Below are 21,836 nucleotides of genomic sequence, written 5' to 3'. Positions count from 1 at the left end.
TGTATTAAAATAAGTTACCTTCTTTATTAAAATCAAATTCATATAGCTCTGAAGCTTGTTCTAAATTCTCATGCTCCTGCACATGTTCAAGAAATGCTTCGGATACTTCAATTTCACTTATTTCTAACGTATTTTTGATTCTAACTAATTTCACCTTAGTAAAATCAAGAATATTACATGTTTTAATCGCAGACTGAATCGCCATCTTATCATTCGGCAACGTTGTTGAGATATGTGTCGGTCCAACAACCGTAGAAGTTAAACCATTTGCATATGTTCCATGCTTATCCATCTTGTTTACTAGTCGCTCAGTTGTAAAATCTGCTGTACCAACCCCATTAGCATTTCCTTCTGACTGTGGTGTTACATCTAAAACGACCATTTTGGATACATCTGGTCCGCCATGTGCGTATGGTGTCGGATATCTACCTGTAATATTCGGGTCCATCCCGTCTCCACTGATATTCTTACCAATCTCATCAATAATGAGTACATCAATTTCATCAAAGAAAAGCTTCGGCAGCAGCTGCTTCGAAAGCTTTTGAAGCTCTGTTTCTCTTGATTCAATGTTTTCTGGGCGAAGTACTTCCACTTTTGCCACTTTATCGAAGGCATTTTCAACTGTCGCTACAGCGAATATAATTGGCATTTTTTCCATTGTCATTTTAGCCATTGCAGGAACATGCTCAGCCATATGCTTAAAGCCTAACTGGTGACAAGCCTCTGCACCTTTTTGTTTTCCAAGACCAATACTGATCATTTTCATGATGCCACTTTCTACTGGACCTCGAAATGCAGTATGTGGTTTGACCCGATTAATGACAACGATACCATCAGCTTGTGACGCAAGTTTATCAATGTATACTGGTAAGCCGTTCGAAAGCTCCCCGATTTTTACTACTTCCATGGAAGAACGAATTTCTGCATTTACTGCTTCTTCTGTAACACCTAAATGCTCCAGTACGGCTTTTTGCCCTTCTGCTGTCGCTCCCCCATGACTACCCATAGATGGGACGATAAAAGGCTTCGCTCCCAAATCTTGCAGAAACTTAACGGTTACTGCAGTTAAATCAACAAGTCGATCCACCCCTCGGCTACCAACTGCAATAGCAATTTCCATGCCCGGTTTGACGGTATCCTTGACCTGTTCTAACTGTGCCTGTAATGTTCCAGCAACATCTTCTTCTTTTGTGCTGTCAAACGTTTGCTTTACTTTTGCCAATTTCGGTACAGGAATATCCTGTAGCAGCTCCTGCAAAATACCCATAAAGCGATTCACTCCATTTCACTGTAAAATTATCTATAACAAATAACTACATACTATAATTCCCTAGCAAGCAAAGGATTACCCTTTTGGTATGCTATGTGAAAGCTCCTCTTTGGTAAAACATGAGATTGATTTCTCGTTCCACTCTTGCTTTACTAACTGCAAGCTATTTTTGTAATCCCTTTCAAAAAGCACTTTAATTAATTTGTCCGCCAAACTAATTATATAAAAAGCATAACATGAAGGTTTTTTACAGTCAACTGATTAACTGATATAAACCTTCATTTAGCTATTACTCGCCCTGATTGTCCTCAATAATTTCACGCCATTGTAAATCGCCCCGCTCTAAGCCGTGAATGAATACTTCAGCACTACCCATATTGGTAGCCAGCGGGACAGCGTATACGTCACAAAGACGCATTAATGCTGAAACATCTGGTTCATGTGGTTGAGCAGTAAGTGGATCGCGAAAGAATATAACCATATCCATTTTGTTTTCTGCAATCATTGCGCCGATTTGCTGATCTCCACCAAGTGGCCCGGACTGAAAACGATGGACAGTTAGCCCAGTATTTTCAGCTATTTTCATTCCCGTCGTACCAGTTGCATACAGCTCGTGCTTTTGGAGACTGTGTTTATAAGCTTGTGTAAATCGAACCATATCTGTCTTCTTTTTGTCATGAGCAATCAATGCTATTTTCATCGTTATCCCTCATTTCTTATGTTAATACCTCTCACCTACAATGGTACGCAATACATTCGGATGTTCTGGGAATGCTTTGGTTCCTGCACCATATCCAATTGCATCAACTTTCAACGTCGGCATATTACCAAACTCCTCCGCTAAAACTGCAATAATTGCCGCTCCAGTTGGTGTTGTCAATTCTGCTCTCAGCTCACTGGCAGCAATTGGTACACCACGCAAAATCTCTAAAGTTGCTGGTGCTGGTACTGGATATATCCCATGGTCAATACGTATTTTCCCACTTCCCACTGGAACTGGAGCTGATATAACCAAATCGATTTCCATCTGATGGAGTAGTATAGCTGTCCCAACAATATCTATAATAGAATCTACTGCACCCACTTCATGAAAATGGACATCTTCTAGTGGCATCCCATGAATACGCCCTTCTGCCTCACCAATTTTTCTAAAAATCTTTAATGCAGTTTCCTCTACTGGTTCCGAAAACTCCGCTCTTTTAATCAGGTTTACAATATCTTTATAGGAGCGATGGTCATGCGCATGATGATGTTCATGGCTGTGGTGGTGGCCATGGTCGTCTGCGTGGTGGTGATGCTCTTCTTCGTTATGTCCATGATCATGATGGTGGTGATGTCCTTCTTCATTATGTCCATGATCATGATGGTGGTGATGTCCTTCCTCATTATGTCCATGACTATGATGGTGGTGATGTCCTTCTTCGTTTAAAAGTACAACATCAAACTTCGTGCTTGTGATACCATTTTTAACAACCTTATTCCATTTTAATTGATATTCATCTTCCATGCCCAGCTTTTTCAATTCACTCTCTAAATGAATCGGATCCCCACCGGCATCAACTAATGATGAAATCGTCATATCTCCACTTATACCAGAAAAACAATCAAAATATAGAATTTTCATTCCAAAATCTCCTTTTTTTGTTATAATAGAATTACTATTAGCGCACAACATTTTGAAAGCCTTTTCAACCGAACACAATAGTATGGCAGCTATCTATTTTTTTTGCAATGATTTATTATTTGTTTACTAAACAAATAATAACATGTTTTTATACATAATTCTCATTTCGTTATGACAAAGGGGGAGAAACATCATGGTTACAGGCGATGGAGCTTACATCAAAAAGATAAACAGAAGTATCATTTTACAAAAAATAATTGAACACGGTTTTATATCCAGGGCCGAGCTTTCCAAGATTACTGGATTAAATAAGGCAACCATTTCTGTTCAGGTTGTTGATTTACTTGAAGAAAAGCTCGTATGTGAAACACAGCAGGAACATAATGCTGTTGGAAGACGGCCAATCATGCTTTCCATTAATGGAGAAGCTGGATATGTACTTGGAATTGACCTTGACTACAAAGAAATTCAATACCGAATATCCGACCTTCAAGGGAATAAAATTGAAACTAATACTACAAAGCTTGACACCGAAGTTTATGAAGAAGTCGTAAACATTCTAATCAAACAGATTAAAAAATACAAGCAAAAATATGCTGACTGTTATTATGGTTTGGTCCAAACCATAATCGGCGTTCATGGTACTGTAAATAATGATCAATCCATCCTTTTTGTTCCTAGATATCAATGGCGAAACAAAGACTTAAAGTCAGATTTAGAACGGGAAATAGATGTCGATGTCTCTGTTGAAAATACTGCCAACCTTTCCGTCTATGCTGAAAGAGTATACAAGCATCATCATAGCAACAATTTATTAGCCATTGTCCTTAGTTCTGGTATTGGAGCTGGAATCATGCACAACGGCAATTTGGTTAAAGGCCATGATGGTTATGCTGGTGAAATTGGGCATATGATTATTTCTCCTTTTGGAAAAGCTTGCAGATGTGGAAATCATGGCTGCTGGGAGCTTTATGCAGCCGAACCTGCTGTGTTTTCAAGTCTTGCTGAAAAGCTTGATCGTCCAAACTTAACACACCAAGACCTGAAACGGTTAATAGCAGAAAACGATCCGACGACATGTGAAGAGATGAAGACATTTATCAGCTATGTTTCTATCGGACTCAATAATATGATTAATTCCTATAATCCAGAGACATTAGTTTTAAACAGTGAACTATTACATTTATATCCGAATGCTATTGAAGAAATCGAAAATAACCTCCAATCTTCTGTGAGTGTTTATCGTAAAATTGTACTGTCTGATTTAGGTAGAAACGCAATCGTTCAAGGCGCATGTGCACTTGCAATTCAAAATTTTCTCGATGTACAGGAAGTTAGTTTTAAGAACGGCGAAAACTAACTTTGGTAATAAATCTGGTTTATTAGCGTTTAATTGTTAGGAGCTAGTCAAGAGTGTGGAAATCTTTCGAGGTTTTTACACTCTATTTTTTATATAATGATAAGTTTCCATCCCTCAATCTTGCTCTTGCACGCATTCCCGAATTTATTTTCTCGGTTGTTTAAAAAAGAAGGGATACGCGGCTGAAATATTGTCTATCACGGTCTCGTATTGGAGCGAAATGTTTCGAGTTCCAGCTGTGAGATATACTCTCGGTCTGTTCGTAACACAATGATCCAACTTTCAACCGTGAAAAAGCCCTTCACACAGAGTATGAAGGGCTTAGGTATTTAAATTATAAGATGTACAGAATTATTAAAACCAATTTGTATGGAACGTACCTTCTTTGTCTTTGCGTTCATACGTATGTGCACCAAAGTAGTCACGTTGCGCTTGAATTAAGTTTGCTGGTAGATCAGCTGTACGATAGCTATCGTAGTAAGCAACTGCACTAGAGAATGTTGGTACAGCAATTCCGTTTTGTACTGCTAAAGCAACAACTTCACGTAAGGCAGATTGATAGTTCTCCACAACTTCTTTAAAATATGGGTCTAGCATCAAGTTAGCTAGTTGTGGTTCACGATCGTATGCATCTTTAATCTTTTGCAGGAAGTTTGCACGGATAATACAGCCTCCACGCCAGATCATCGCAATATCACCATATTGAAGATCCCAGCCATTCTCTTCAGATGCTGCACGCATTTGTGCAAATCCTTGTGCATAGGAAACAATCTTACTCATATATAGTGCTTTACGAACCGCTTCGATTAGCTCTTTGCGATTACCTTCGTGTTTTTGTACGCTTGGACCAGATAGTTCACCACTAGCTTTTACACGCTCATCCTTCAAGGAAGAAATGAATCGTGCAAATACAGATTCCGTAATAAGTGGTAGTGGAACACCTAGATCCAACGCATTTTTACTTGTCCATTTTCCAGTTCCTTTTTGTCCCGCTTTATCCATGATGACATCTACTAGAGGCTTTCCTGTTTCGTCATCTGTTTTCGTAAAGATATCTGCAGTAATCTCAATCAGGTAACTGTCAAGCTCACCCTTGTTCCACTCTGTAAATACCTCATGCAGCTCCCCAGCATCCATGCCAAGTACATTTTTTAAAATATCATACGCCTCTGCGATTAATTGCATATCACCGTATTCAATTCCATTATGTACCATTTTCACGAAGTGCCCAGCACCATTTGGTCCAATGTATGTGACACATGGATCTCCATCCACTTTCGCAGAAATAGCTTCAAAGATAGGTGCAACAAGCTTATAAGCTTCTTTTTGTCCTCCAGGCATCATAGATGGGCCGTTTAGAGCCCCCTCTTCTCCACCAGAAACCCCTGTTCCAATAAAGTGGATACCTGTTTCATCAAGCATTTTATTACGGCGCATCGTATCCTCAAACAACGTGTTTCCACCATCGATTAGAATATCGCCTTTTTCTAGGTAAGGTTGTAAAGATTCAATTGTTGCATCCGTTGCCGCTCCTGCTTTAACCATCAATAGAATTTTACGAGGCGTTTCTAGTGAATTCACAAACTCTTCAATGGTTTTGGCTCCAACAAAGTTTTTTCCTTGTGCTTCGTTCTGAAGAAAGTCCTCTGTTTTCTCATAAGAACGATTGAATACTGCTACAGAATATCCTCTGCTTTCAATATTTAAAGCTAAGTTTTTCCCCATTACCGCTAAACCGATAACACCAATTTGTTGTTGTGACATCTTATTACCTTCCTTTATACCTTTATTTTAAAAACCATTACACAATATGCTATAAACTTTTCCTAACACCTAGTCTTAGTCAAGACTATACCTCTAACACTAGATGTTAAAATCGAGCTACTCACTCATTTAGAACGATTTGTTCAATATAGCAACTCAAATTTATCCTTTTCGTTGTATATTATATCATTTGCCCTGATGAAACTAAACCTATTAGAGAATACTGCTTTTGTTTCTATAGCAATCCCCAACATTGGGAAATTGATGTAAACGATGCATGAAGACTATTATAAATAGAAACAGCAAAAGCATATAAAAATAATTTTTTAAAAAATCAAATAGTTTGTTTGTTCAACAAATTATTTGATTGCTATATGTTTATAATATATGTAACCGGTTTAATATTCAAGGGATAGCTACCCTTTTTTGTGTACATATCTTTCCAAAATTCATTAAGAAACGACACTTCCCGGGATTTCCCTAAGAAGTGTCATTTTTACTATTGTCGTTTCTTCGTTTTTTTATTATTATGTCTTTCTTCTGCTGTTAATGGTTCATTAGCAAATTCATGGTCAAATTCAGTCGATAGCTTTTCTCTTACTGCATGCTTGTCACTTACGACTTCACGTTTATTGTTTCCTGATTTGCTCACAGATAAGCACCTCCATGCTTCTATGGTGCCACATCTGGATGATAGTATGTATGATTCTAATTTCTTCTAGGCATTCAGAGATTTCAACCTTCCTGAATCATTACTTTCGTTTCATTTAAGCAGCTAGCGACGTTTGTAGCTTTTGCTAACGGCTAAATAAGTAACGAAGCGCATCACTTAAAACAGTAGGAACAATCGACATATGGTTTTCTCCCGTGGGAGAACGAAAAGCAACAGCTCTTGGATTATTTACTTGCAGCCTTTGAAAAAGGAGGAAGGCATTTTCGTGCATATCCATTTTCTCCGTTCTTTCCGCAGCTATAAACAGATTTCGATCATGCATGAGAAAATCCGCTCGTTCCTTATTTAAAATCTCCTTGTCATTCCACCAAATGGATGGACTAAAGCAAATATAATTCCGAAATAAATTGGGACGTTCAAACAACGTATTTAAAACAAATAACCCACCTAATGAATGGCCAAACAGTATTTGATTATGTGGATTAACAGGAGCTGACTGATATACAAATGGCTGAACAATCGTCTCTAAAAAATCGAGAAATTCTTTTGCCCCACCATGCGTTGGCCATGATGCACCATCTGGCTTGGGCGGAAGGGACGCAGCATCTGATGCAGGTGTAAAATCATATACTCTTAAAGAAGGGAAAATATCATTTACAGCGTATCCTATACTAACGATAATCATCGGAGATACTCCCGTCTTCTCAGCGCGCCTGGACTGTATCTTTACAATCTCTCTACATAACGTTCCATATGCATTTCCATCCAAAACATATAAAACCGGGAAACCTTCCTTAGGAGCACGATCAGTAGGAATCGATATGCTTACTTGATAAGATATATCAGATATCGGATGTCGAAATGTCTGTATTAATTCGTGTTGCATAGTCTACCTGCCCCCCTTTTTTCATAATGTTAAACGTTGCGCGCTGAACGCATTAATAAATATATAAAATATGGAACACCAATTATGGATATGACTATTCCTACAGCCAATTCAGCAGGTGCAAAGATGGTTCTGCCAATCCAATCTCCCACCACAACCAATAGCATGCCAGTCAGACCACTAATTGGCAATATGTATGGATAGTGGATTCCTACCAAGCGTCTTGCTATATGCGGAGCAATCAGGCCAACAAAACCAATACTCCCAGAGACAATCACAGAGGAGCTGATTAATCCTACCGCTCCTAAAAGAAGCAAGAAACGGATTCGGTTAGCCCGTATTCCTAAACCAATGATAGTCATCTCATTAAGCTGTAAAAGGTTCAATATACGAGCCTTCGACAAAAAAAGCGGGACTACCAGAATAAACCATGGAATCATCGAATAAATTTGTTCCCAAGAGGCACTGTAAATACTTCCAGATAGCCAAACTGTTGCCATTTCAAAATCTTGCGGGTTCATCTTTAATGATACAAAAAGGGTAAGTGCACCGAATCCAGCATTCAGCGCAATCCCGACTAAGATCAGCCGTCTTGGATCGATTTCCCCTCGCTTCATTGAAAACAAAAAGAGAAAGATAGCAGCCAGTATGCCCCCAATCCAACCAAACAGGGACATACTAATGATAGACAGCTCGCTCATCCCAGTTACATTACTTTGAACGATAAGCATATAACAAACTACAGAAAACCCAACTGCGGCTTGTATTCCTAAAATGCCTGGATCTGCTAAGTAATTTTTTGTTACACCTTGTAAAACAGAACCTACCATTCCTAAAGCACATCCGACAAATGCACCAATCACAATACGGGGCAGTCTAAATTCATAGATAACAAGATGATTTTCCCAGAGGGCATCAAGTCCCAGGAGAGTCTGGATGATTTCCAAATGCGTTAGATCAAATATGCCAGTTGCTAAACTCATATACATGATGAAAATGGTGAACACGATTCCCAACAAAAATATTCGAATAAAACGCCGATTTTCCCTACGTTTATGCATGTTGTTTTCCTCCCTTTACTCGAATTAAATAAAGGAAGAACGGGACACCGACTAAGGCTGTTACGACGCCAATTGGAGTTTCGAATGGCGGATTGATTGCCCTGCTGATAATATCTGCCCAAGCTAAGAAAAACGCCCCTAGTATGCCAGCAAAAAAAATAATCCGTTTATAATCTTCTCCTACAATAAAGCGGGCGATATGCGGGATAACTAACCCAATAAATGTTATTTTCCCAACCATCGCTACCGAAATACCGGTTAGAATTGCTACGCTTAGTATTGTTAGTAATTTCATCTTCATCAGTTTAATTCCCAATCCTTTGGCGACTTCATCTCCTAAAGAAATTGCTGTAATTGCTTTGCTAACCGCCAATGCCAGAAGGAGCCCAATGATTGCAATAGGAATTGACCATTTAATAACAAGCGGGTCAATTTGATGCAGCCTTGTGTTATACCAAAAACTAATATTCTGTGAAACCTGATAATATGTAGCAAGCGCCTGGGAAACGCCATTCAGGAACATACCAAGAATCGTCCCAATGATGGCCAAAGAAATGGGAGACAATCCATTGGGTATTAAACGAGCAACTCCAAACACAAATAATAGACCTAGAACAGACCCAATAAACGAAAAAATAATTAATGTCAATGGTGTTGTGTTCGGTAAAAATATCATGCTCAGCGTAATAACAAAAATGGATCCATCTGAAACTCCCATAATACTAGGGGATGCGAGATAATTCCTCGTCATCCCCTGCATTAATGCACCTGAAATGGCTATAAACAGTCCGACTAACAGAGCCCCGATAACACGCGGAATACGGGACGTGCGAATAATCAGATGATCCATATTAGAAAGATCAGCATGGAAGATAGCCTCAAAAACGGTCGATATGTTATAGGTGTTCGCACCATACATAACCGAACAAAATATTGTAATCACGAGACCAATTGGTATGCTAATCAGTAATAGAATCGTTTTATTTCGGATACTAGACATGCACGTTACCCCTATTTCCTCCTGTAATCTCAATTACTCTCTAATGCTTTCACAAATTCACTTTTACTGAATGCGGATCCCCCTTCTAATAAGGAGTCAACGATGTTTACATAGACTTGTTCCTCTTTAAATGCATCGATATTTTGGATAATCGAATTTTGTTTTAATTGCTCAAAAGCTTGTTCATTCTCCTGCGTTCCTGTCTGCTGTACCTGCATGAAAATATAGTCAGGATTCATTTCGGCAAGCTGTTCGATCGATATTTCCTCTTGTGCTTTAGCGTTCTTTACTGCTTCTGGAGCATTTAATTCCAGCTCACTATACAAAATTGGATTGAAGAAGACGTCTTCTGGATAAATAAACATTTTACCCGCCCGAACGCGAATTGCAACAACAGTTTTATCCTCGAAATCCTCTGCTAGATCTGCCTTAGCCGTATCAACAAGCTGACCGTAATCACTCAATAATGTTTCAGCTTCCTTCTCTTTTCCGTTTAGCGCTCCCATTAACAGCAGATTATCCTCCCAATCTGTTGAAATATGGGAAACTAAAATGGTTGGAGCAATTTGTTCCAGCTTACTTACAACCTCTTCCGGAAATTTAGTTGTTCCCAAAATAACATCGGGCTTCAACTGTAATATTTTCTCAAAATTAGGCTCTTGCTTCTCCCCAATTGATTCTGCTTGCCCCATCGATTCCTTAAATACCTCTGGGAACTCTCCGCCAAGCGTAATAGCCCCTACAGGCTCAACATCCAATGCCGTAGCATCTTCCATCGCTTCCATTGCACCAGTAATGACAATGCGCTCCACATCGACAGGAACCGTATACGTTTCTCCTAAATAGGTAATCTCCCGTGTGTCCGATTCACTCTTTTCTCCCCCGTTCACGGATGCTTCCGATTCCTTCGACGCATCCCCTGTATTGCATCCGCCTAATGCAAGCAGACTAATAAATAATAGAATACATAACCGTGATTTTAGCTTCATATCGTAACGCTCCCTTTAGATTCATTTTGTAGTGAATTATTATCCCAAATGCCTCCGGTAAAGAGTGGGGGATAATCCAGTTTCCTTTTTAAAAACTCTGCTAAAATAAAAATGATCTCTGTAACCAATGCTTTCAGCAATATGAGCAATTGATAGATTAGAGGTGCGAAGCAATAACTTCGCCTTCTGAATCCGCAAGTCGGTTAAATACATATTTGGGCTAACACCCATTTGTCTTTCAAATAAAGACGATAGTCTCCTGCGGTCTATCTGAAAATGCTTTGCAACGTGTAGAACGGTTATCCCCTTCGGAAAAAATTGATGCATATACTGAATAATGACATCCATATTTTCTGCTTTTTCTAAATCCGTCTTCTCACTTGCCACAATCATCTCTGCCAAAATCGTTAAAAATAACCGCTTCGATTGTAAAAATGCCAAACCACCAGGAATTAGGAAGTTTTGCATAAGCTGCTGAACACGATTATTTAATTTCATACTATCGCCAATCCGAAGCATAAAGTGCTCCCTAAAAATCGGAAATCGATTTGCTGATTCACTCGAAAGTTCAAAGTGAATCACTGCATATTCAAAAACTTCGTCATTCTCAGCCGTGCGCTTCATCTCCATGTTAGGCCCTACATGTAAAATGGATCCTTGTTCAATTTCATAGGTCAACCCATCAATTGAAAATTGTGCCTTTCCTCTTAAAGGGAATACCAACCCACTTAATTTTTCATTCGTAAAAATGGTTCGGACTGAATTTGTATATGTAACCTTTTGCGTAATAATATCAACAAAGGATAGTGGAGCTGTTGTATATAATTCTTTTATTTGCTCCATATTTGTCATATCTCCTACCCACTCCTTCAGATGCAGGGAAATAATCCTATGGGATACACAATATGCAATTAATATGCGGAAAACTCTTTTAAATTAACCCAGCCATATGTAACCTTTTCTTAAACACTAGCAACATGATGATAATGATAATCATCCTCAATTAAAATAATAGCAAATTTTCGTTATTTGTACATGGAGTTTTGCAAAGTTTTTTTGTGTTTTTTTATCCATTGTATGTAAAAAATCCATTTGCCTTTGTTTGTCCTGGTAAAAATAGATTTTTGCTGCGTTATCCCGTATCTTTTTATCTAGTAAAAAAGAACACAAGAGAAGATAAGCACTTCTCCCGTGTTCCTTTTTATCACGCATTCACGGGCTGTAACACCTCCGCCTCTATGCATAAGGGAACCAAAAACATGTAAAGGCGGGGGATAAACAGCCCATAAATTCCTGATTCTGTTCAACTAACATTCAGTGGGGAGGAAGGGAAACCCCCACTGAATGAAGTTTCACTTTATAAATAACTTTTTATTTTTCGGATATAATTATGTCTAATAACTATAAAGTAAACAATTTGAATAAGACTAAAGCTTCCTAAAACGAGAGCTGAGCTCTTAAACAAGCTGAAATCAAACATATTTTGCAGTGCAGTTAAAGCTACTGCCCCATGAATGACTGCCACAGCAATTGGAACAAAGAATAACAAAGCTAATTGAGTCGTTAATATCTTGGATAATTCTTTATCCGTAAGACCTATTTTGCTAATCGCAGCAAATTTCTGTTTCTCATTTTCTAAATCAGCATATAAACGGAAGTATAAAAAGCTTCCCGCAGCAACAAAAAATACTGCACCGATAAATAATCCAATGAATAACGTGGCACCTAATGCCTGGTTTAGCTCCATCCAATCATAGCCAAGACTAGCATAGCGAAAATCCTCTCCATATCCGCTTGTTTCAGCTACATCCATTTCCTGGAGAAGCTGCTCACCAACCTCTCCGGTAGCCTTCCAATCTTTCACTTGAAACCCATAATAACTCTCTGATTCGGTTGCTTCTATATCATTATAGAATTGATCATCTACTACAAGGTAGTCATCATACGTTCGAATCAGATTTGAACCCTGATTTGAAATCTGATTCAGTTCTTTACCATCAACTTCTAGATCCATACTCTCCACATGCTCTGTTGCTTCAGAGGTAGAATTTTGATAGTAAAGGAAGATTGTCTGATTATCTGTCAGTTCAAGCTGCTGGTCTTGTTGACCAGCTTCCTTAGCGAGCTCATTGTATTCAGACTCCGATATAATCCCTGTAAGAGGAACATACTCACTAGCCAAGCTAGGTATGGACACCTTTTTGATATGAACAGCCACCTTTGTATAAGGGAAATCAGCTAAATTTGATTCGATTAGCTTAATATGCTCTTCTTCATCGTCATTATCGTATTTTGAGACATAATCCATTGCAAATGGTGTATTTTCTACCATTGAAGTCGTAGACATATAGCGAAAACCTACAAGGCTGCCAATTGCAGTAAAAGCAACAGTTGAAACAATCGCTACAAAGAAAAAGGCACGAGCATTATCCTTCATTCGATAGGCCAGGTCAGAAAACAGGACAAGATTTGTCTTTTTCCAAAACAAGAGTTTGCGTTTCTTTAGCTGATGAATCATAAATACACTTAACTGGGTAAAAAGAAAATACGTGCCGATAATAACAATAATCGTAACAGGTATCATTGCAGCAACGACCATCGCTCCGCTTACTGCCAATGCAATTGCATAGCCAGCTGCTAATAAAAGGAATGACAATATCGAAAGGACAGCAGAAGCTTTAGGCTCTTTCTTAGGTGCTGAGCTTCCTTTAATCAAGTCGATTAATTTATTTCCTTTTAATATCATGACTGTAAAGAAGGAAATGACAATAAATAAGAACAAGAAAGCAACACATGTTAAAACAACAGCTTGCCACGGGATATAAAAATCCAGCATTTCCTTTAAATCCAGGACTGTTTCTGCTGTCATCAAGAACAGTTTAGCAAATACGAGCCCTAGCCCTACTCCTGAAGCCGTTGCTAAAAAGCCAATTAGTATATTCTCTAAAAAGACCATTCGGCGTAATTGCTGATTTGTCATGCCGAGCATCACCATTAGACCGAATTCCTTTTTTCGCGAGTGTAAAAAGGCACTCATCGATACAAGGACAAAGATAAAGGAAAATACGTAAATAATCCCTTCGGCAAAGTGAAGACCCTTGGACACAGCTGGGTGTACCGCTGATAATCCTGGATGGAAAGCAAAGATTGCATACACAAAAAAGACGAGTACCGAAAAAAGACTACTTAGGAAATATGCTGCATAGATACGCTTATTTCGTAAAACGTTATTAAACGCGAATTGACGAAAGGTCACTTGCATCCCCTCCCAACAGCGATAACACGTCAATAATTTTTTGGAAGAAAGCTTGGCGATTATCCCCGCGATGAATTTCGTTAAACAGCTTTCCGTCTTTAATAAAAACAACTCGCTCTGTATAGCTTGCTGCTACGGGGTCATGTGTTACCATCATCATCGTTGTCTTATCCTGCTTGTTGATTTTCTCCATCATATCCATTGCAGTCCGGGAAGATTTCGAATCCAAATTACCTGTCGGTTCATCCGCTAAAACCATCTTAGGACGGTGAATAATTGCCCTGGCAATGGCAGTTCGCTGCGCCTGTCCACCTGATATTTCGTAAATCCGTTTTTTCAAGATTGGCGTAATCCCAAGCTTTTCTGCAACAGCCACTACCCTTTCCTCCATCTCCTTCACGCGAACACCCTCAAGCGTGAGCGGGAGAACAATGTTCTCTTCTACCGTTAATGTAGGCAGCAAGTTAAAATCCTGAAAAATGAAGCCTAACTCCCTGCGCCGAAATATCGCTAGCTCATTATGCTTCATTCGTAACGGATCCTTGTCATTCACCATAATGCTCCCCGAGGTTGGCTGATCAATTGTTGCTACCAGATTGAGCAAGGTTGATTTCCCGCTCCCAGAAGGCCCCATGATTCCTACGAATTCTCCTTCTTCAATTGTTAAATCTATATTTGTTAATGCCTTATGGGCTACTTTTCCGTCGTATACCTTGCTTAAGTTTTTAATTTTTAATATATCCAATTCAAAATCCCCTTTCCTCTTATATACAGTGTAAAAGAAAATGGGGAATTTAAACATCGCTCTAACTTTCATTTTCCTTACATTCATGTAAGGTTTTGTTTTTTGATTTAAGAAATGAAACTTACCTTAACCAGTGTGCCTTCTCCCTGCGCGGATTCTATGTGAACCTCATGTCCCAGCTTTTCACAAACTTCTTTTACAAGATATAGCCCCATACCTGTAGACTCCCGGTAAACGCGACCATTTTCACCTGTAAAAAATGGGTCAAATACACGCTTTAAATCAGTCATCGGAATTCCAACACCCATGTCTTGAATCACTAAATCTATTCCGTTTTCCGTTTTTTGGTCGTATATCGATATCTTCTTCCCAATTCCACTAGAGTATTTAATACCATTGGTTATAACCTGATTAAAGATAAATTCCAGCCATTTTTCGTCCGATTCAACCATTGCGGGAGAAACTTGTACATCCGGATAAACCTGATTCTTAATGAAAAGACGTTTATTATCCTGGATCGCTTCGTCAACTGCAGCTTTCAGTGATACGGGCTGTACATGGAAATCTTGTTCAAAAGCGTCCAATCTCGCGACATATAAAACCATCTCAAGTCCCTTTTCTAATTTATCCGTTTCCTCTTGGATACTCATCATTTGCTCATCATCACGATCCTGAATGATCAATTCCACGACAGACAATGGCGTCTTCATTTGGTGGACCCACTGATTAATAAAGGTTAAATGGTCTTTTCGCTTTTTCTCTTGTTGCTGCATATCATTTACGTAGAGTCGATGCTGCGCTTTGAGCAAATCACTGAGAGCTGCTGAAACAGGAGCAGTATCCAATGATTCAAAAACCTCATCCAGACTGCTAATTTGCCTTGTTAATCGGTGGTAAAACCTGCGGTGGGTTATATAACGGAAAACTAAATAAATGGTCAAAAGAAAAATTCCGAGAAATAAGGCATAGATCAACAAGGAAAATTGCTGGAAGCCACTCATCCAAACAACAAACAGAACGAGCAGCAGCTGAATAAAATTGATTAGAATAAGAGGGAACTGGTCACGTAAAAATAACCTTACCATTAGGAAGTCTCCCAATTCGGCACGAGTCGATAGCCTGCACCTCGAATTGTTTCAATAGCATCTTCTATACTCAAATCCTGCAGCTTTTTACGAACTCTCGTTACATTAACATTAAGCGTATTTTCATCGACAAATGATTGATCATCCCACAATTTTTCCAATAGCACTTCTCTTGCAACCACCCGCGGCGAACGCTTCATTAGCACCTCAAGCAGAACAGCCTCTTTCTTTGTAAGCGAAACAAGTCCTTTATCCTTGCCTAGTTCCATTCGTTCCACATAAAGTGTCAAACCATTCAATTCAACTACCCGTTCCTTTACCTTGGGGGCATACGCTCCATATGCCCGGCGCAGACTGCTGCGAATTTTTGCCGTGACCACTTCATAAGCAAATGGCTTCGTGATAAAATCATCGCCGCCATTCTCTAATGCCATTACCTGATCCATTTCTCCAGATCGTGCCGAAATAAATAAAATCGGACAAGTTGAAATTTGTCTAATCTGGCGACACCAATAGAACCCATCAAAGCTCGGCAAATTAATATCTAATAAAACAAGATCTGGCAGCACCAGTTTAAACACTTCGGTTACCGCATCAAACTGTTCCGTTATAACCGCTTTATATCCATACTTTTCAAGGTGATTTTGCAGAAGTAATGCGATCTTTGGGTCATCTTCTATAATTAAAATCTTCGCCATCGGAAACCGTCCTTTTAAGTTTTACTGTTATTTCTTATCTAATTGCTTTCAGTATAACCTATATACCATGCCTTTTTTAAGGAACTAACACTTATTATTTTACGATGAAATAAAAAAGCAGATTTATTGCCCAAGAAACACAGCTGATATATACTTCCTTAGAGAAGAAGATTTTTAAATTTATGCGTAATTTAGAATTTACCATTTCAACACGGCATTAATTATTTAATCTCCAATAGGAGGTTATTTAAAATATATAAAACTGTAAAAGGAGTGCTCCCTATGACAGAGAAAGTGCAAATTGGCAAGACAGATTTATATGTAAATCCGGTTGGTATTGGGACAAATAAGATTGGTGGACATAACCTTTTCCCTAATTTGAATAATGAACAGGGTAAGGATACGGTTCGTTTTGCAATTAACAATGGAGTAGACTTTATTGATACCGCCTATCTATATGGTCCCGGTTACTCAGAAGAATTGATCGGTGAAGTCGTGCAAGAAACAGGAAAGCGCTCTGACCTAGTCATTGCAACAAAGGTTTCTCCAATTTTCAATGGAAATGAAATGAGCCATGATAATTCTCCTGCTTTCTTAAAAGAAGAGGTTGAAAAAAGCCTAAAACGATTGAAAACCGATTATATTGATTTATTATATATTCACTATCCAGATGAGAATACACCTAAAGATGAAGCAGTTGGCGCATTAAAAGCATTGAAGGATGAAGGGAAAATAAGAGCAATTGGCCTATCGAATTTTTCAATGGATCAATTAAAAGAGGCCAATAAAGATGGCTATGTCGATGTATACCAGGGAGAATACAGTTTGCTAAATCGTGAGGCAGAAAAAGAATTATTGCCTTACGCGTTGGAACAAAACATCTCCTTTGTGCAGTTTTTCCCGCTTGTAGCTGGCTTATTAGCGGGGAAATACAATAAAGACTCGAAATTTGATGATTTACGCGCAGGACTTCCATATTTCCAGGGAGAGACATTTAAAAACAATCTTGAAAAGGTAGAACAGATTCGAAACATTGCAAATGGAAAAGATACAGATGTTGCAAATATTGTGCTTGCTTGGTATTTAACAAGAGGTGCCATTGATGTCATTATTCCTGGGGCAAAAAACCCTGATCAGGTGCAAAGCAATTTAAAAACACTTGATGTTACATTAACAAATGAGGAAATTGAAACGATTGATCGGATTTTTAAATCGTAGTGGTCAAATTTAGTTATGCTACACATCTTGATTAAAGATATAGGTGTATTGAAACCGAAAGAATTACAAAAAATAAACTTTTAATGATGGAAAACCCAGGATAGCTATTTAAGTAGCTAATATAAAGCAGTGGATATAAAAAGATATCCACTGCTTTATACATGTCTTCAAGGCGTATACGCATTGTTAACATGATGTCGTCCTATCGGCACCACAGAAGGGGAACCTGAAATCGGATCCTCTACCACAATGCAATCAAGACCAAAGACGTCCTTCACTAAAGAGCTTGTAATGACATTTGATGGCTCCCCCTCAGCAACAAGTTTTCCATTATGAATAGCAAATATATTGTCCGCATAACGGGCAGACAAGTTGATATCATGCAGAACCATTACAATTGTAGTTCCCATCTTTTGATTAAGGTCTGTAAGCATATCAAGAATTTCAACCTGGTATGTAATATCTAAAAAGGTTGTCGGTTCATCGAGAAATAGAATATCTGTCTGTTGCGCTAGCGCCATTGCAATCCAGACACGCTGTCTTTGGCCACCTGACAGCTCGTCAATATTATGATTGGCAAGCTTTGTTATATCCATAATTCTCATCGCTTCAGCAACTGCCTCATAGTCTTTCTTTGTCCATCCGCTAAGCATGGATTGATGCGGGAATCTTCCCCTTCCTACTAAATCTGCGACAGAGATTCCTTCTGGCACAATGGGCGATTGTGGCAGCAGCCCTAAAACCCGCGCCAACTGTTTTGGCGGTATTTTGGTAATTGATTTCCCATCCAGATTGATTTTTCCAGATATCGGTTTTATAAGCCGTGCTAATGTTTTAAGAAGTGTTGATTTTCCAGAAGCATTCGCTCCAATAATAACGCTTATTTTATTACTGGGAATCGTAAGGCTTACCTCTTGGATAACCGTTTTATTATCATAGCCTGCTACTAATTGCTCAGCTTCGAAAAGATGTGTCTGTTTCATTATAATTCCCCCTTTCGATTCATTCGGATTAGCAAGTAAATCAAATACGGTGCTCCGATTATTCCCGTTATGATGCCTACAGGATATCTGACCACAAAAGCAAACTGCCCGATTAGATCTGCTGCCAAAACCAAATTAATACCAACAAGGCCTGCTGGAATTACATTTGAGAACCCAACACCGACCAGCCTCTTTGCGATTGGACCTGAAAGAAAAGATACAAAGGCTATTGGTCCAGTAGTAGAAGTCGCAAGGGAAATCATACAGACGGAACTCAAAATCAGCAACATTCTTGTCCTGTCGGTATTTACCCCAAGAGAAGTTGCCGACTGTTCTCCGAGTTCTAATATACTAAGCTGCTTCGCTAGCATGATAACGATAGGCGCAAAGATAAAAACCGATAGGATAAGCGGTGGCAGTTCATGCATTTGAGAGCCATTCAGACTACCACTGAGCCATCTGAGCGCCGCTGGTATATCTTGCTCCGCACCAACTAGCAAAAGATAGGATATCAGCGCATTAAGCATTGCTTGGACGCCTATTCCAATCAGGATTAATCGTCCGATGGAAAAGGACCTTCCTCTGGATAAAATATAGATGAATGTTACTGTAGCAAGACCGGCAATCACGGAAGCAATTGAAACGACAGCACCACTTGCATGCAAAATAACAATACAAAAAACAGCCGCTGCACTGGATCCTGTGGTAATACCAATTACATTCGGATTTGCAAGTGGATTACGCAACATCGTTTGGAAAATGTCACCCGCAACACCGAATGCAAAACCAGCAAAAACACCTGCTAGCATTCTCGGCAGACGTATCGTATTAACTGCAAATGAGACACCTTGAATCTGCTCTCCCAAAAGTGCTCGGATTACATCTTTCACTGGGTGAATCGTATTTCCTAATAGAAGCATCGCACCGCAAAGAATGCATGCAAGAACAACTAGAAAGCTGGTAACCAGTATCCATCGGCGGTGCCTTTGACGCCTTCCCGCCATAATAAACGCAATAGTTTCATTTTTCATAACGAACTCACTTTCGATCTCATAGCTAATATAATTAGTAATGGAGCCCCAATAAATGCTGTAACCACGCCGACTTCAAGCTCGCCAGGACTCCCGATTACCCTGCCGCTCACATCAGAAATCGTCAATATGACTGCACCTGAAATTGCCGACATCGGAATAACAAAACGCAGATCGGGACCAAGTACAAGGCGCATAACATGAGTAGATAAAAGTCCCACAAAGCCAATTGGACCCGCCAACGCTGTAGCTGCACCACATAAAAGAACAGCCCCAAGAGCTGCAACAAGCCTTAATATTCCGATCCGGACACCTAGTCCAGTCGCAATAGCGTCCCCTAATGCCAATGCGTTTAGTGCTGGTGCAGACAGAATAGCTATCAGTATTCCGATTAGCAAAAAGGGAATGAAGGTAGCAATACCATCCCAAGTTGCCGAACCGACGCTTCCAACCTGCCAAAATCTAAACTGATCCATAACATGAGAACGTGGAATCATGATTGCGACAACCAAAGAGGAAAGGGCTGCAGTTGTGGCAGCCCCCGCAAGAACAAGTTTGATCGGCGTGGCCCCACTACGCCCAAGAGAACCGATTCCGAATACGAAAACCGAAGTAATTGCAGCACCAGCCAACGCTAGCCATATATATTGATGTGCACTGCTTATATTCAAAAATGCTATTCCAAAAACAACAAATAGGGATGCTCCCGTGTTCACTCCCAATATACTTGGGTCGGCAATCGGGTTGCGAGTGACCGCCTGCATAAGCGCTCCCGAAACTCCGAGTGCCGCTCCGCAAAACAAACTGAAAACGGTACGTGATATCCTTTTACGGACAACATTTGCTTCATAAGAGTCTATATCTTGACGGAATAAGCCGTCCAGTACTTCCTGTAAGCCTACCATTCGAGAGCCTAGTGATAAGGAGAGAAACACACTCAACCCGAGCAAGACAAAACCAATTACTAAAACTACCATGAAATTTTTCGGTATATGTGAATTGACTTCATGCATCTTTGAAACTGCTGAACTACTTTTCATCTATCTTGTCAATAGCTCCTCCTATTAATTCCAGGTATTCATCAATCGTGTACGTAATCGAAAGTGGATTCGGAGTTCCAGCAGCTACTAAAGGTGTATCACTTTCAATGAACGCAACAGAACCTCTCTCGATTGCAGGGATTTTTCCAAGCAATGGATCTGCTTGAAGAGTTTGTAGTAATTCATCATTACCATAACCAATAATTAGATCAGCATCGTAAAGATCCGCAGCATTCTCAGCACTTAAATTCAGCGAGTAGCTGTTAGGGTCCGTAATTTGTTCCGTAATACTATCAGGATAATCCATCCCAAGCTCATGCAGGAAAGAGACTCGAGAGTCTATCGGAGTGTAAATATGCAATTTAGACATATCGTCAGCCGAGAAGTTAACCCAAACAACCTTCTTGCCTTCAATCTGCGGATATTCCGTCAATTTCTCGTTTACCATGTCTTCGATGTCTTTAATAAGCTGTTCGCCTTCTTCCTTCATGCCCATTCCCGCTGCATTTAAACTAACTTGCTCACGCCATGTAGTTGCCCAAGCAGCTGTCGGAAATGCTACGACTGGAGCAATTTGACTGAGAAGGTCGTAATCCTCCTGTGTTATACCAGAGTATGCTGCCAAAATGACGTCTGGGTCTGCATCTGAAATGGCCTCAAAGTCAAGACCGTCTGTATCTTGGAAGACATTTGGATCTTTTGCACCAAGCTCATCAAGCTTTTCAGCTGTCCAAGGCAAAAGACCACTATCATCCTGAACGCCAAAATTTGCTGCAGAGAAGCCTACAGGTACAACATCCAGAGCAAGTGCAACATCATGATTGCCCCATTGAACCGTAACTACACGTTCAGGCTTGCTAGTTACTTCCGTTTCGCCGAAAGCATGCTCGATAACAATTGGATATTCAGATTCTGCAGACGCGGATTCTGATGCGTCATTATCATCAGCCGGTGCAGGTGCTGTATCTGATTTTTGTGAACAGCCAACTAAAGCAATCATAAACACTATTAAAAATAGTAATGCGCTAATTAAACTTTTTCGATATGTATTCATTTGACATACCCCCCATTATGTTGATAATGATTATCATTATCAAATTTATGCTAACTTTAATAGATTGTCAAGAATTTTTTTAATTCTAGATTCATTTCC

General features: G+C 39.5%; 20 protein-coding genes. 2 read left to right on the top strand and 18 right to left on the bottom strand.

Features of this window, described 5'->3' with window-relative positions; translation table 11 throughout:
• Window positions 1-4: 4 nt before the first annotated feature.
• The 3 genes from MHH64_RS03505 to MHH64_RS03495 form a co-directional block, all read right to left on the bottom strand.
• Window positions 5-1,267, bottom strand: a complete 1,263-nt coding sequence (locus tag MHH64_RS03505; RefSeq protein ID WP_303449539.1) for a lactate racemase domain-containing protein — start codon at window positions 1,265-1,267, stop codon at window positions 5-7.
• A 292-nt stretch (window positions 1,268-1,559) separates the two neighbouring features.
• Window positions 1,560-1,970, bottom strand: a complete 411-nt coding sequence (gene mgsA, locus MHH64_RS03500) for a methylglyoxal synthase (protein WP_095313456.1) — start codon at window positions 1,968-1,970, stop codon at window positions 1,560-1,562.
• A 21-nt stretch (window positions 1,971-1,991) separates the two neighbouring features.
• Window positions 1,992-2,894 (bottom strand): LarC family nickel insertion protein, encoded by a 903-nt coding sequence (locus tag MHH64_RS03495; RefSeq protein ID WP_340002677.1) that lies wholly within the window; start codon window positions 2,892-2,894, stop codon window positions 1,992-1,994.
• A gap of 193 nt (window positions 2,895-3,087) precedes the next feature.
• On the opposite strand from MHH64_RS03495, the gene MHH64_RS03490 reads away from it, so the two are divergent.
• Window positions 3,088-4,254 (top strand): ROK family protein, encoded by a 1,167-nt coding sequence (locus MHH64_RS03490; RefSeq protein ID WP_118890058.1) that lies wholly within the window; start codon window positions 3,088-3,090, stop codon window positions 4,252-4,254.
• 354 nt (window positions 4,255-4,608) lie between these two features.
• Here the strand turns inward: MHH64_RS03490 and gndA are convergent, their stop codons facing one another.
• The 11 genes from gndA to MHH64_RS03435 form a co-directional block, all read right to left on the bottom strand.
• Window positions 4,609-6,018, bottom strand: a complete 1,410-nt coding sequence (gndA, locus tag MHH64_RS03485; RefSeq protein WP_095313461.1) for an NADP-dependent phosphogluconate dehydrogenase — start codon at window positions 6,016-6,018, stop codon at window positions 4,609-4,611.
• 499 nt (window positions 6,019-6,517) lie between these two features.
• Entirely contained in the window at window positions 6,518-6,670 is a 153-nt protein-coding gene (sspO, locus tag MHH64_RS03480; RefSeq protein WP_340002676.1) for a small acid-soluble spore protein O, read from the bottom strand.
• 145 nt (window positions 6,671-6,815) lie between these two features.
• The gene (locus MHH64_RS03475) at window positions 6,816-7,577 is read right to left on the bottom strand and encodes an alpha/beta hydrolase-fold protein (protein WP_340002675.1); all 762 of its coding nucleotides are present in this window, start codon (window positions 7,575-7,577) and stop codon (window positions 6,816-6,818) included.
• Between the two features lie 29 nt (window positions 7,578-7,606).
• Entirely contained in the window at window positions 7,607-8,638 is a 1,032-nt protein-coding gene (locus MHH64_RS03470) for an iron ABC transporter permease (RefSeq protein ID WP_340002674.1), read from the bottom strand.
• Window positions 8,631-9,638, bottom strand: a complete 1,008-nt coding sequence (locus MHH64_RS03465; protein WP_340002673.1) for an iron ABC transporter permease — start codon at window positions 9,636-9,638, stop codon at window positions 8,631-8,633. The genes MHH64_RS03470 and MHH64_RS03465 overlap by 8 nt, the downstream gene beginning before the upstream one ends.
• Window positions 9,639-9,667: 29 nt before the next feature.
• Window positions 9,668-10,627 (bottom strand): ABC transporter substrate-binding protein, encoded by a 960-nt coding sequence (locus MHH64_RS03460; RefSeq protein WP_118890053.1) that lies wholly within the window; start codon window positions 10,625-10,627, stop codon window positions 9,668-9,670.
• Between the two features lie 39 nt (window positions 10,628-10,666).
• Complete coding sequence (locus MHH64_RS03455; protein ID WP_158586290.1) at window positions 10,667-11,470, bottom strand: AraC family transcriptional regulator; 804 nt, start codon at window positions 11,468-11,470, stop codon at window positions 10,667-10,669.
• Window positions 11,471-11,984: 514 nt separating this feature from the next.
• Window positions 11,985-13,889, bottom strand: a complete 1,905-nt coding sequence (locus MHH64_RS03450; protein WP_340002672.1) for an ABC transporter permease — start codon at window positions 13,887-13,889, stop codon at window positions 11,985-11,987.
• Entirely contained in the window at window positions 13,858-14,622 is a 765-nt protein-coding gene (locus tag MHH64_RS03445; protein WP_340003254.1) for an ABC transporter ATP-binding protein, read from the bottom strand. Before MHH64_RS03445 ends, MHH64_RS03450 begins: the two co-directional genes overlap by 32 nt.
• Window positions 14,623-14,735: 113 nt before the next feature.
• On the bottom strand, window positions 14,736-15,713 hold the full coding sequence (locus MHH64_RS03440; protein ID WP_340002671.1) for a sensor histidine kinase: 978 nt from the start codon (window positions 15,711-15,713) through the stop codon (window positions 14,736-14,738).
• The gene (locus MHH64_RS03435; protein WP_303449564.1) at window positions 15,713-16,411 is read right to left on the bottom strand and encodes a response regulator transcription factor; all 699 of its coding nucleotides are present in this window, start codon (window positions 16,409-16,411) and stop codon (window positions 15,713-15,715) included. The genes MHH64_RS03440 and MHH64_RS03435 overlap by 1 nt, the downstream gene beginning before the upstream one ends.
• 282 nt (window positions 16,412-16,693) lie before the next feature.
• On the opposite strand from MHH64_RS03435, the gene MHH64_RS03430 reads away from it, so the two are divergent.
• On the top strand, window positions 16,694-17,629 hold the full coding sequence (locus MHH64_RS03430; protein WP_095313479.1) for an aldo/keto reductase: 936 nt from the start codon (window positions 16,694-16,696) through the stop codon (window positions 17,627-17,629).
• A 167-nt stretch (window positions 17,630-17,796) separates the two neighbouring features.
• Here the strand turns inward: MHH64_RS03430 and MHH64_RS03425 are convergent, their stop codons facing one another.
• From MHH64_RS03425 to MHH64_RS03410, 4 genes are read right to left on the bottom strand one after another with little or no spacing between them, the layout of a single operon-like run.
• Entirely contained in the window at window positions 17,797-18,612 is an 816-nt protein-coding gene (locus MHH64_RS03425; protein ID WP_340002670.1) for an ABC transporter ATP-binding protein, read from the bottom strand.
• The gene (locus MHH64_RS03420) at window positions 18,612-19,643 is read right to left on the bottom strand and encodes an iron chelate uptake ABC transporter family permease subunit (protein ID WP_340002669.1); all 1,032 of its coding nucleotides are present in this window, start codon (window positions 19,641-19,643) and stop codon (window positions 18,612-18,614) included. The genes MHH64_RS03425 and MHH64_RS03420 overlap by 1 nt, the downstream gene beginning before the upstream one ends.
• Complete coding sequence (locus MHH64_RS03415; RefSeq protein ID WP_095313485.1) at window positions 19,640-20,683, bottom strand: iron ABC transporter permease; 1,044 nt, start codon at window positions 20,681-20,683, stop codon at window positions 19,640-19,642. Before MHH64_RS03415 ends, MHH64_RS03420 begins: the two co-directional genes overlap by 4 nt.
• Window positions 20,673-21,737: an iron-siderophore ABC transporter substrate-binding protein gene (locus MHH64_RS03410; RefSeq protein ID WP_095313487.1), complete on the bottom strand. Its 1,065-nt coding sequence runs from the start codon at window positions 21,735-21,737 to the stop codon at window positions 20,673-20,675. The genes MHH64_RS03415 and MHH64_RS03410 overlap by 11 nt, the downstream gene beginning before the upstream one ends.
• Window positions 21,738-21,836 lie beyond the last annotated feature (99 nt).

Source organism: Oceanobacillus sp. FSL K6-0127 (genome assembly GCF_037983385.1).
Classification (GTDB): domain Bacteria; phylum Bacillota; class Bacilli; order Bacillales; family Amphibacillaceae; genus Oceanobacillus; species Oceanobacillus profundus.
This window is presented reverse-complemented; position numbering and strand designations above follow the sequence as displayed.